The sequence below is a fragment of the Acinetobacter corruptisaponis genome, assembly GCF_030053775.1.
Taxonomy (GTDB): Bacteria; Pseudomonadota; Gammaproteobacteria; order Pseudomonadales; family Moraxellaceae; genus Acinetobacter; species Acinetobacter corruptisaponis.
In genome coordinates, this window is the sequence record NZ_CP125671.1 from 40808 (window position 1) to 53206 (window position 12399).

The 12399-nt window shown below is 44.1% G+C and carries 12 protein-coding genes and 2 pseudogenes; 3 read left to right on the plus strand and 11 right to left on the minus strand.

Annotated features, from left to right (window positions below):
- Nucleotides 1–7: 7 nt before the first annotated feature.
- A protein-coding gene (locus QLH32_RS19560) for an IS3 family transposase (RefSeq protein ID WP_279960563.1) occupies nucleotides 8–1146 on the minus strand; the annotation gives its coding sequence in 2 pieces (ribosomal slippage) (nucleotides 8–888 and nucleotides 888–1146; 1140 coding nt in all).
- An 89-nt stretch (nucleotides 1147–1235) separates the two neighbouring features.
- Between QLH32_RS19560 and QLH32_RS19565 the strand changes: the two are divergent.
- Nucleotides 1236–1832: pseudogene (locus QLH32_RS19565) on the plus strand (site-specific integrase); the annotation flags it as partial.
- Nucleotides 1833–2158: 326 nt separating this feature from the next.
- Here the strand turns inward: QLH32_RS19565 and QLH32_RS19570 are convergent.
- The 5 genes and pseudogenes from QLH32_RS19570 to QLH32_RS19590 form a co-directional block, all read right to left on the minus strand.
- On the minus strand, nucleotides 2159–2377 hold the full coding sequence (locus tag QLH32_RS19570) for a hypothetical protein (RefSeq protein WP_000550047.1): 219 nt from the start codon (nucleotides 2375–2377) through the stop codon (nucleotides 2159–2161).
- 4 nt (nucleotides 2378–2381) lie between these two features.
- Nucleotides 2382–3677 (minus strand): Y-family DNA polymerase, encoded by a 1296-nt coding sequence (locus QLH32_RS19575; protein WP_001190352.1) that lies wholly within the window; start codon nucleotides 3675–3677, stop codon nucleotides 2382–2384.
- A gap of 14 nt (nucleotides 3678–3691) precedes the next feature.
- On the minus strand, nucleotides 3692–4318 hold the full coding sequence (locus QLH32_RS19580) for a LexA family protein (protein WP_035270232.1): 627 nt from the start codon (nucleotides 4316–4318) through the stop codon (nucleotides 3692–3694).
- A 111-nt stretch (nucleotides 4319–4429) separates the two neighbouring features.
- Nucleotides 4430–4522 (minus strand): annotated as a pseudogene (locus QLH32_RS19585) (SOS response-associated peptidase); the annotation flags it as partial.
- Between the two features lie 29 nt (nucleotides 4523–4551).
- On the minus strand, nucleotides 4552–5160 hold the full coding sequence (locus tag QLH32_RS19590; RefSeq protein WP_004726718.1) for a recombinase family protein: 609 nt from the start codon (nucleotides 5158–5160) through the stop codon (nucleotides 4552–4554).
- 94 nt (nucleotides 5161–5254) lie between these two features.
- Between QLH32_RS19590 and QLH32_RS19595 the strand changes: the two genes are divergently transcribed.
- Nucleotides 5255–8221 carry a Tn3-like element ISAcsp1 family transposase gene (locus tag QLH32_RS19595; RefSeq protein WP_283269516.1) on the plus strand — a complete coding sequence of 989 codons (2967 nt, stop codon included), beginning with the start codon at nucleotides 5255–5257 and terminating at the stop codon, nucleotides 8219–8221.
- Nucleotides 8222–8290: 69 nt separating this feature from the next.
- A complete protein-coding gene (locus QLH32_RS19600; protein WP_100224384.1) occupies nucleotides 8291–8395 on the plus strand; it encodes a helix-turn-helix domain-containing protein in 105 nt (34 codons plus the stop codon).
- A 91-nt stretch (nucleotides 8396–8486) separates the two neighbouring features.
- Here QLH32_RS19600 and QLH32_RS19605 read toward each other — a convergent pair whose 3' ends face one another.
- The 5 genes from QLH32_RS19605 to QLH32_RS19625 form a co-directional block, all read right to left on the minus strand.
- The gene (locus QLH32_RS19605) at nucleotides 8487–8906 is read right to left on the minus strand and encodes a PaaI family thioesterase (RefSeq protein WP_000029507.1); all 420 of its coding nucleotides are present in this window, start codon (nucleotides 8904–8906) and stop codon (nucleotides 8487–8489) included.
- Between the two features lies 1 nt (nucleotide 8907).
- Entirely contained in the window at nucleotides 8908–9372 is a 465-nt protein-coding gene (locus QLH32_RS19610) for a PaaI family thioesterase (RefSeq protein ID WP_000378064.1), read from the minus strand.
- A gap of 56 nt (nucleotides 9373–9428) precedes the next feature.
- On the minus strand, nucleotides 9429–10400 hold the full coding sequence (locus QLH32_RS19615) for a BtrH N-terminal domain-containing protein (protein ID WP_000186299.1): 972 nt from the start codon (nucleotides 10398–10400) through the stop codon (nucleotides 9429–9431).
- Nucleotides 10397–11023, minus strand: coding sequence for a TetR/AcrR family transcriptional regulator (locus tag QLH32_RS19620; RefSeq protein WP_000952904.1), 627 nt, complete (start codon nucleotides 11021–11023; stop codon nucleotides 10397–10399). Before QLH32_RS19620 ends, QLH32_RS19615 begins: the two co-directional genes overlap by 4 nt.
- An 83-nt stretch (nucleotides 11024–11106) precedes the next feature.
- Complete coding sequence (locus QLH32_RS19625; RefSeq protein ID WP_000149466.1) at nucleotides 11107–11976, minus strand: metal-dependent hydrolase; 870 nt, start codon at nucleotides 11974–11976, stop codon at nucleotides 11107–11109.
- Nucleotides 11977–12399 lie beyond the last annotated feature (423 nt).

The following is a 12399-nucleotide window of genomic DNA, read 5'->3' on the forward strand; positions in this document are numbered from 1 at the left end:
AGTAGTCTCATTTTGAAACTGCCTCAAATGCTTCTGGGCTCATTCCGTCGAGATGCGAATGGCGCCTAATCCGATTGTAAAACATCTCGATGTAATCAAACACATCTGCACGCGCCATTTCTCGAGTTTTATAGATTCTCTTTTTAATTCTTTCTTTCTTTAAGCTGCTAAAAAAGGATTCTGCAACAGCATTGTCCCAACAGTTTCCTCTGCGACTCATACTGGGAATCAAGTTATGCTTTTGACAGAATTTATGCCAGTCTCCGCTGCTGTATTGTGAGCCTTGGTCTGAATGTATGATCACAGGTTCATTGGGTCTGCGTCGCCATACTGCCATAAGAAGTGCATCCAAAACGATATCCTTAGCAAGCGTAGGTTTCATTGACCAACCGATGACTTTCCTTGAATATAAATCGAGAACCACAGCCAGATATAACCAGCCTTGCCATGTGCGGATGTAAGTAATATCAGTCACCCAAGAGGTGTCTGGAGTATTTACGACAAACTGTCGATTTAAATGGTTGGGTGGCACAATCTGAGGACGGCCTCGACCATAGCTTTTATGTTTCTTATACCCTCGTACAGCTGTAATACCATTGTTTTTCATGATCTTCAGTACACGATTAGGACCACAGCCTTCACCTAATTCTTTAAGGTCTAAAGTAATTCGTCGGTAACCATAGATACCATAGCTAGCATCATAAGAAGAACGTATGAGCTGTAATAAACGCTTGTCTTCAAGGGTTCTACTTGATTCAGGTTCATGTAGCCAAGCGTAATAGCCAGCGCGAGCGATCTTTAATACCCGACACATCGTTTTAATCTTAAATTGATGGCTGTATTCAAGGATGAATTGATACTTCACTCGGGCAGGCTTGCAAAGTACCTTGCGGCCTTTTTTAAGATATCTCGTTCCTCTTCAGTCTGTTTAAGCTGACTTTTAAGGCGTAGGATTTCTTTCTTTGCTTCAAGCAGTTCATGTTCATCATGATTGTTGTGTAATGGATGTACAGCTTTAAGCCATTTATAAATACTGTGTTGTGATACACCTAAACGTTCTGCCACATCACTGACAGAATATCCACGTTCAGTAATCAATTTAACAGCTTCATCTTTAAATTCTGGGGTATAGCGTTGTCCACTCATAATGTTCTCTCCTATGCAAAAAGAATAGACGATATTTGTCTAGGAGAGTGGTGGCAGTCCATATCTAACTAAAAGGTGTCTACAAAATTAGTGGCTATTCACCTTTTCAACGTTTGATAAGTTTTAGAGAAGGTCGTTTAAGCGAAGATACCCAAGCTCAAGAATGGATGCAACGATGTCAATGGATGAGCACTAAATGGATGGATCGCCAAAAATTTAATTTAAAAACGAATTATGTTTATAGTAAGAATTTAGAAGAGAGTTGGTTTGATGAACTTTACGAAAAGGCTAAAAAACTGACTCGTCCAGATGAAATAATTCCTCTCCTTGATTTTCATTATAAAGATGATAGGCAGCAAGATGCACTGAAAGAAAAGAACATGGTTAAGGCGCTTAAAATATTATTATTATTTGGAAAACTGCGTAAGAATTTTCTACATTTTCAATGCCGAATGAAAGGTGATGAGCAACAAATTGTTAATTTTATTACTGGTATAGAGCCAATGTTAGGAGATCATCTGTATTTAGAAAAACAAAACTACCCAGTTAATTTGGATGCTCCTGAGCGAACCGTTAAATTTAGTTTTCAAAGAGTTGTCGGCTCTAACAAAAAAAATGTTACTCCGCTGGTTATATTTAATTTAATGTTAAAAATCATGCTAGAAGATGAACTCTGGTTGAAATAGCCTAAGCAAACTGAAAAGGGGGAATTGTTTAAAAATCTCTCTGGTTATAAGTAAACTGTCTTTATGAAAAGCATCATACTAATTTTGATTCATAATAAAGGGAATTTAAAAGCTTTAGCATCACAATTTGGTCACTGGATTTTAGACAATAGTGTAAAGATTAGCACTTTGGTAAATCGATGAGCTAAAGTGTTGTAGTCCAAACTCGATCTGACAATTACCCATTTTTAGTGTGCCCGTCAGGTTAAATTTGAACTGAATTTTTCTCAGCCCAAATTCATTTCCAATCAAGTTATGTTTCAAGTGGCGTGCGAACACTGCACAATTTAATTCACGGTGCCTAAGACAGGTATCAACTTCGGACCAGCCATTCTAGCTTTGCTAATGATTTCCACCAGCTCATCATAAGTCAGTTCAAACTTATCCTCACTATCAAATACATAGACCATATTCTTGCCTTCATGTTCAGGTGGAGTAGGTGGTACAAATCGTTTCGGGATAAGAATTTGTGCGAGTTGTTCGTCAGTTAATTTAAATAAGTGCATGTTTTTATCCTACTCTTGGTAAGTCAGACCATTTGGTTAAATACGAAGGTGATCTAAGGTTTTGATTCATGTGCCATGTGGCTTCTTTATTGTTGGCAATGCCTAGCGTGACGAGATTCTTCCCAAACCGTTCACTGATGGCTTCGATGGCATCTGAAAGCCTTTCTCGCTCTTGCTTATGTGAATAGTCCGTGAATAGATCGGGCACAAACTTGGATTGATCTGTAATTTCGAGCAGCACGATTCCCGCCTTTTTATACTTAAAGCCTTTCTTAAATATCTGATCGATGCCTTTCATCGCGGCCTTGGTGATGAGCAGTAGATCATCCGTATGCTCATGCATTTGAACGACGATGTAAGGCGAGTAGCGCTCTGTCTTATCAAAGCGACTGGTTTGGATATACACGCCGATCATCTTGCAGATTGAGCCATCTTCCCGCATTCGTTTCACGGCTCTGGCCACATAAAGCCGAACCGAAGCTTTAATGTCATCCATTTCATACACTGGGTTGCCATATGAACGGCTGCTGATGATTTGCTTCTTCGCTACAGTATCATCACTAAGGTCAATACAAGAAAGGCCCTGTAGCTCAAGCACCGTCTTTTCCATCACGATACTAAACTGCTTTTTGATTTCTTTAGGATTGGCATTGATCAGATCCAGCACAGATTGAACACCCATAGTATTGAGCTTCTTACAGTTCTGTCTGCCTACGCCCCAAACCTCAGACACATCAACCTGCGCGAGTAGCGTTTCTGTAGAGCATGGGTCCATATGGGCCAGATTACAGACCCCATTGAAGAACTTGTTTTTCTTGGCGAGATGATTGGCAATCTTGGCTTCGGTTTTAGAGCGACCAATTCCAATACAGCAGGGTAGGCCTAACCAACGCCAAGCCTTAGCCCTCATGTCTTGAGCATATACAGTCAGGTCAAATAGATGCTCGTAAGCTGTGAGCTTCAGAAAGCATTCATCAATGGAATAGACCTCTTGATCTCCTGGTGCAACATAGTCCCCAAGCAGCTCCATAAAGCGCTTGGACATTTCGCCATATAAGGAGAAATTACTGGATAGCACCTGAATGTTATGTTGTTTGATCAGCTCTTTAATTTGGAATACAGGAACACCCATCTTGATGCCTAAGTCTTTCGCTTCCTGGCTTCTGGCCACGGCACAGCCGTCATTGTTGCTGAGCACAATGGTTGGGCGATCATTCAAGGCAGGATTAAACACACGCTCACACGAGACGTAGCAATTATTCACGTCGACTAACGCGAATATTTCATTTTCACTTTGCATGGTTATTCTTCTTTTTATGAGCGGTGATAAATACGCTTTAAATTAAAAGTCACCACACCCCAGATTGATATGGTCTGACTATCATCAGGAATGATGTGATTGTAATTCGAATTTTCAGCCTTCAACCAAAGTTCTGGAAGCGGATAATCTTCATCTCCAAATATTTCTTTGATTTCAGACTTGGACATCTTATTGGTGATCATCAGCCGCTTAATGGTCGAGGCGCTATTATCAATCAGGGCAACCACGATATCGTAATGCTTGGCCTCAATGCTGCGATCGACAATGATTGGGTCATTGATCTCGAAACCAGCATCAAGCATAGATTCACTGTCTACATAAGCAATGAACGTAGAAATAGGGTTGTGAATCAGGAACTCATTCAGATCGAGCGCTTTATCTTGCTCATCCTTGGTGCTGAAGGCTGGACCTGCAGGGATGCGCTCTAAAGAGACGGGGATAGAGACTTTAGATTTGGGTAGAACTGCAGTAAGCCCTAACTGCGCAACCAGTTCATTTTGAACAGCGATTTGTTCAAGCACGGTATTGATGGTAGGGCTTGGCTTACCCTCTGGACCCATGAGCTCTTGTAAAGATGACCATGCGTCGTCAGAGAAGTAGATAGGCAACTTCTTAGACATTAGATACTCCTACGCTACAAGGCGTGTTTGGAAGTAGAATTTGTATAAATAGGATATTACTAACAGTATTTAAAATTCAAATTTAAAAAGTTGTGGATAAACAAGGATGCGTCAGAATAAGACGTCTTGTTTTTGCTCATCGCGCGGAAAAGTGACGAATTCATCGGGCATTTCAAAAAAATATTCATGCGCGTGTTCATGGGGTCGTCTCAGGAAACGGAAAATATAGCACGCTAAGGATTTTCACTCCGACTTCTTTTAACGATATCCAACACGGTATTTTTGCTTAGATTGACCAGCCGACCGACTTGTCGATAAGAGTGTCCAGCAGACACCAACTCCAACACTTTAGGTGCCAGACGATCTGACTTGGTACGTTGACCAGGACGACGACCAAACACAACGCCCCGCGCTTGTGCCGCTGCTACACCAGAGCGCACACGTTCACGTAGTAAATCTCCCTCAAACTCTGCTAATGCAGACATCACAGAAGCCATGAGCTTTCCCTGAGATGTGGAAAGGTCAAACTGCAAACCTGTTTGTGCCACCAGAGATACCCCGAAATGCCCAAGATCTTGTAATGACTGTACGAGATCCACGGTGCTTCTGCCCCAGCGTGTCAATTCCGTCACCAAGATGGCATCGATTTCACGAGATTGCGCCATGGTCATCAAGTATTTTCTTTGCAATCTCTCATCCTTACTGCCTGATGCAGTTTCTTTCCAAACACCGACAACATCGTAGCCGCAACGATTGGCGTAGGCACGTAGGTCATATTCCTGTCGTTCGCAGGACTGATCGTTCGTTGATACTCGGCAATAAATGGCCGCATTCTGTCCCAATTGAACCTCCTTGCGAAATTGCAGCGCAAAGCTAAGCGTGGCGGTACAAAATAATGTACCTTTAATAGTTTAGTTTATTTGGGACTAATGAGCCATGCCGCGCCATTCTATTTTGTCGTCCACGGAATTGGGAAGCCTGTTCGAAATTCCAGATGATAGAGCTTTTATGCTTCAGCATTACACTCTGAGTGATTCTGATAAATCCATAGTCCATCAACATCGAGGGGCATCCAACAAGCTAGGCTTTGCAATTCAACTTTGCTACATGCGTTACCCTGGAGTGATATTGGGTATTAACGACGAACCATTCAAACCCTTACTTTTCATGATGGCTGCTCAACTTAGTATATCAGTGGACTGCTGGAATGATTATGGTCAGCGCGAGCAAACAAGACGAGAACATATTGCCGAATTGAAAAAAGTTTTTGGGTTCAAACTATTCACCTTGAGTGACTATCGGCAATCGGTCAATATGATGGTGGATTTGTCCCTTCAGACAGATAAAGGTCTTATTTTAGCCACAACTCTCGTTGAAAATTTACGACAAAAATCAGTCCTTTTGCCAGCTATAAATGCAATTGATAGTATTTGCGCAGAAGCAATCACATCTGCCAACCGCATAATTTATACTGCTTTGACGAGCTCACTTTCAGAAACTCATCGTCAAAATATAGATGCTTTGCTGAACCGTAAAGAGGGCAGCAAACTGACAATATTGGGGTGGCTTAGACAGTCACCAGCTAAACCAAACTCAAAGTACATGCTTGAGCACATTGAGCGGCTGAAGTGCTTACAAGCCATCGATCTACCTGAAGACATTGGAAAACACGTTCATCAAAATCGCTTACTGAAAATTGCTCGCGAAGGTGGGCAAATGACTCCTGCTGATTTGGCCAGATTTGAATCTCAACGTCGATATGCCACTTTGGTAGCAATCGTTGTGGAGAGTATGGCCACGATCACCGACGAAATTATTGACCTGCATGATCGCATTATTGGAAAGCTATTTGCTATCGCAAAAAATAAACACCAGCAACAATTTCAATCATCAGGTAAAGCGATCAACGACAAAGTGCGTTTGTATGGGCTTATCGGGAAAGCCTTGCTAGATGCCAAGCAAAATGGCAGTGATCCGTTTGCCGCCATCGAAACTGTTATTTCATGGGATGCTTTTGCAGCAAGTATTACTGAGGCAGAAAAACTGGCGCAACCCGAAGACTTTGATTTTTTACCACGAATTGGCGAGAGCTATGCAACTTTACGCCGTTACGCGCCAGAACTTCTTGCCATACTTAAATTGCGTGCTGCCCCAGCAGCAAAAGATATGCTTGCCGCTGTAGAGTTGCTCCGCAGCATGAATGTTGATAATACACGAAAAATCCCCTCTAATGCTCCAATAGCGTTTATCAAAAAACGGTGGGCAAGACTAGTCTTTACCGATGATGGTATTGATCGCCGCTATTACGAAATATGTGTGTTATCTGAACTTAAAAACTCGCTACGGGCTGGGGATCTCTGGGTACAAGGCTCTCGCCAATTCAAAGACTTCGATGAGTATTTAGTGACTGCTGATAAATTTAATCAGCTAAAACAGTCCAATGAGTTACCTCTAACCATTACTACTGATTGTGATCTATATTTGCAAAGTCGCCTTTCACTATTGGAGCAGAAATTAGCAATCATTAATCGCATGGCAGCGACCAACGATTTGCCTGATGCGATGATCAATCAATCTGGTCTAAAAATAACACCTCTCGATGCCGTGGCTCCTGATACAGCCCAAACTTTAATTGACCAAACAGCAATGCTGTTACCACATATCAAGATCACCGAATTATTAATGGAGGTCGATGAATGGACAGGCTTTACTCGACACTTCACTCATTTGAAAACGGATGACACTGCGAAGGATAAAGCGTTATTGCTCACGACCATACTGGCTGATGCAATTAATTTAGGGCTGACGAAAATGGCCGAATCATGTCCTGGTACAACTTATGCCAAACTCTCATGGCTACAGGCTTGGCATATCCGTGATGAAACTTATTCAACGGCATTGGCCGAATTGGTGAATGCTCAATTGAAACAACCTTTCGCTGAAAACTGGGGAGATGGCACTACCTCCTCATCAGATGGCCAACGCTTCCGCGCAGGTGGCAGAGCTGAAAGTACAGGACATATCAATCCAAAATATGGCGCAGAGCCTGGAAGGTTATTTTATACACACATTTCTGATCAATACGCACCATTTAGCAGTAAGCTGATCAATGTGGGCGTTCGTGATTCAACCTATGTTCTTGATGGGCTGCTGTATCACGAGTCTGATTTACGCATCGAGGAACACTACACCGATACGGCTGGATTCACCGACCATGTTTTTGCACTCATGCACATGCTAGGGTTTCGATTTGCACCACGAATTCGTGATCTGGGCGATACGAAACTCTATATTCCAAAGTCAGACATAGACTATGCCGCACTTAAACCCATGATTGGCGGCACACTGAATATCAAACAGATTCGTACTCATTGGGACGATATTTTGCGTCTGGCCGCATCAATCAAGCAAGGGACTGTCACAGCGTCGCTAATGCTACGTAAACTCGGTAGTTATCCACGACAGAATGGTTTGGCATTGGCATTACGAGAGCTGGGGCGTATTAAGCGCACACTGTTTATCTTGGATTGGTTGCAAAGCGTAGAACTACGCCGTCGGGTTCAAGCTGGATTAAATAAAGGTGAAGCCCGTAATGCATTAGCGCGCGCCGTTTTCTTTTATCGATTGGGTGAGATTCGAGATCGAAGCTTTGAGCAACAGCGTTATCGAGCCAGTGGCTTGAATCTAGTGACCGCCGCCATTGTATTGTGGAACACGGTTTATTTAGAGAGAGCGACTAACGCCCTACGAGGGCATGGTCGCACAGTCGATGATACCTTGCTGCAATATCTGTCACCGCTGGGGTGGGAGCACATCAATTTAACTGGGGATTATCTATGGCGAAGCAAAGCCAAGATAGGTGGTGGAAAATTTAGGCCATTGCGCGCAATTGAAAAACCTTAGCGTGCTATATTTTCCGTTTCCTGAGACGACCCCTACAAGGGCCGTAAGCCGTCACTGACTCCTGAACAAGTGGCTCTGCTGCATCAACGTCTTGAATCTGGCGACTACAAAACCAAGCGAGCATTGGCGAAGGAGTTTGGGATTTCTGCGCCAACGCTGTATCGGTATCAGTAGTAGTTCCAGCTATTTGATATTATTTGTCTATCTATTGAAAATTTTTCTGAGTAAAACAGGGTCGGCATCCTGAACTGAGCTTGCTCCAATTTTATTTGCTGCTAACCGTAAACAGGAATCGACCGATACAAACCAACTTGCCATCAAGTAGTAACTGAACCGATACTGTCGTAATGCGCCGACCCGCACGAACAATACTGGGGACTGCCTGTAACGTACCTATAAATGCTGGCCGCAGGTAATCAAAGGTCATCGTGGAGCATAAGGGCAGCTCATTATCACCACGCTGACGGGCAAGATAGGCGGCGGCGGCCACTTCACCAAAACTCGCGAGAATGCCGCCATGAAACGTGCCAATCATCGGGTTGCCGATATGCGAATCACGAAAGTCCATAAAGTACTGTATTTCTCCATGTTGCATTTCCTCACGAAAACCTAGAAAATCGACAAAAGGCTCGTCACACAATTTTAGTGGGGGTGTTTCCGCGCTCATCTGATTTACTATACTCATATCACTCGCCTCGCGCTTCATTGCTGTCAAAAGAGGGTCCCATCGTGCCGATTGCGAAAGAACCAGTGACAGTAGCCAGTAGCTCACCACTGTCTTCTGCAACCGCTCGGCCCGTGATAAAGGCCACCGTATCGGTTCTACCAATGCAATCCACTATCGCCTTTAAACCTACCGCAGAGGGAATACGTCGCAAAAAATCGACACGCAAATCAATAGTGGCAATCGGCTCTAACGACCGCAATGACGAAAAAATAGATAAGCCGCAAGTCGTATCCAGCAGCGTCACCAAAGCCCCTCGATGCAGTGAGCCTTTACGGTCAGAGAGTTGCTCAGAGAAGGGCATCGTCATCTCGGCATGACCATCGCTCACTGCACCAACACTAATATTGAACATATTGAATAAAGGGTGATTAGTACCAAAAAACGCCTTAGCCATGGTCAGGTGTGCCGTGTTATTACTGTCCATTTTTGAACTCCCGCCATTGCTGGCTGATTTTATTGCGAAAAAATTAGCGGCACGTCTCAAAGTGCAAGGGCGGCATCTGTATAATTACGTTCGGCCTGCATCACCGCCACAATGGCCTCTTCAATGGCGGCATATGGAAAGTTTGTGCTTTCCGAGGCAGACTTCAAACACATGGCTAATGCCGTCCATGCTTTTTCGCAAGCCCTCATTAACAGGGGCAGTCGATATTGCTGTACACTTGCGTCATAGTGAACCGCTTCATCAAGGAATTCAGCGTACATTTTGCGGAAGCCGCCGCCACCTGTGCCACGCTTTTCAATAATTTGGTAGGCAAATCGGGTCGTCCAGTGCCAATCGCCTGTGGCTCCCCAACGACTCAGTTCGGCCAGCCATGTTTCCAGTGCCGATATGCCACTCACAGCTAATGACTTGGCGTTGTCATGGATGACACCGGTAATCATCTCGGGGGTAATTTCGCCTTGAAACGCGGTGGGCGTGAACATATTGCCATAGTGAATAAATGGGGGCTGTGTAGAAAAACGTGCGCGGGTCAGTGCCTCTCGCGTCACCGACAAAACACTCGGACGCTCGGTATCGGTGACAAATACCGCACCTGTCTCTGGATTTCTCGACCAAGCGGCTATGGCGTGACCGGGAAAGTGCGTGCTGCTGTTGAAGTAAGGTAAATAAAAAATATCCGTCAGCAACAGGGTGGGGTGACCCGCATCCAAACATTTCTCCAGCGCGGTGGCTGCCGATTCGGGTGACTCGAAGGTTTGCCACTCAAAGGGTATACCGATACTTTCAAATACGCGCGCTTCAAACCCCAAAGACCGCACATGCACTAAAAATGGCACAGGGGCGTCAGCCATTTCCAAATAGGTCACGCCAAGCCCTGAGCCTAATCCAAAGCACATGGCCTCGGAAATATTCAGCCCATTAAACTCGAGCAAATCACGAATTGCGGAGCTGCCACAATGCCTCCCGATGGCGTGCGTGATACGGGATGGAGTCTTATAGTTGGTCACAGGTTTTTTGCCTCTTCGTGAAAATCTGGATTAAGGATGCCTCTTGTCATCATCTGCCATATCGCATCCGCGATCTGTTCAAGATTGTACTTACCATTTTCTTTATACCAAGTGGCAGCCCAGTTTATTGCTCCTAGCCCAATCAGTCTTAACAGATCTGCATCCACATCGTTTCGGATACAACCATAAGACTGCAGATCATCAAGAATTGTCTGCCAATATCGCTCGTATCTGTCTCTCTCAGCAATAATCTGCTCACGTGCGACTCCATGTACCGAGCGCCACTCAAACAACAACACATAAACCATATCGTCACCCGACATAAGGATATCGACATGTGTCTGCAGTGCCGATTGCATTTTTTTGAGTGGATCTTGAATCGCGGAAGTCGCCTCAACAATCCTGTAAATAGTTCTCTCAATAGCAAGCCGCATCATATCAACCAAAATATCGTCTTTACTACGATAGCGGTAATGCAGACTGCCTGGAAGAATACCACAAGCACTGGCAATTTCTCGCACACTGGTACGCTCAAAACCCTTTTCTCGAAACAGCTTGGCAGAAGCGGCTAATACTCTCTCGCGGTCAGCAACTTCGACTCGCGTAGATTCACTACTCAACATAGTTTGACTCATAACATTATATCAATAAGACAGGTTACTCGACTTGGTCAAGTCGAGTCGAGTCTTTCACGGTCTCTCCTGATCTATACAGCTTTTGCAATGGGGACATTAAAAACAATTCGTGACGCTTCCATAGGGTCTTGATGCTTATCATATTCAGCCAGCCAAGAATTAACCTTTTCTGGGATTTCGGTGTCGCTAGGATGGAAACCTGGCTTAAACCAGTCCAGATAGCGTGGAATAAGTCTGGTAATCAGGCCACGTGGTCCATAGAGGCGATAAAATCCCTTAGCAAGCACCAATGGCTGACCTTGTAGTTTGTCAATTTTCAACATATGCCAAAGAACTGAGCCAACCACCGCATGTACCAGTAGCGTTCCGATAATCAAAGCAGATGCGCGGGTGAAATACCCCCCACCTGCCGCTGTTTCGTAAACATCAAAGGCTACTGTTTTGTGTTCGACTTCTTCTACCCCATGCCACATGAACATGGCACGCATTGCGGGATGAGCATTCTTGAACATCTCACCCTCACCCTCCATAGCACCCTCGCCTAGTACAGCAGTAATATGTTCAAAGGCAGCTGTCATGGCCAACAGATACTTGGCGGGCAGGTGTTTTTGGGAGAGCCGAATAAATAATTTGAATCTTGCGATGACCTTTTCGACATGAATGCCTTGCGACTGCATCACCGCATTATACTGGTCATGCACAATGCCATGTTGCGCTTCTTGGCGAAAAAAGTTTTTGATATCTTCTCTCAGTTTAGGATCTGTGACCAGATCCTGATAGTTACGCACCGACTGAATAAAAAAACGCTCTCCATCGGGGAAGTGAATAGAAAGTGCATCAAAGAAGCGTGTTAACACCGGGTCACCGTCGTTCCAAAAAACTGGAACATCACTTAAATCAAACCGCGGCTTACGTGGCTGGATATTGATCATATGAGTCATGGCGAGAGTTTCCTTGTAAAGGCATCGAATGTCTGTAAACCTGCTATCACATTTGACCTTGAGCAATATTTTTCACCTTGGTCAGGCACAGCAAATATCACACAAGAATTCAACGGGTATTGGTCAAATGACCAAATGCATATTTTGAATATATTGGTCGATTGACCAAATGTCAAGCCTGTCCTCAAAATTTGATAGAATGAGTTAACAACGCAGCAGGTGAGCCAGATCATCTTTGACATCGAATATAGCTACCAGACCTTTTGGCAGAGGTGTTTTTTTAATGTTAGTTTTTTTACATTAGAGTGTGTTGACGTTTGAAAATATTGATTGCAAATTGGAGGCAGACTCAGAGAATTAAAGCTCTCCCCATCCGAGTCCACCATGCCACGCTTTATGCTGAACGACCAACATTGAGCAAAG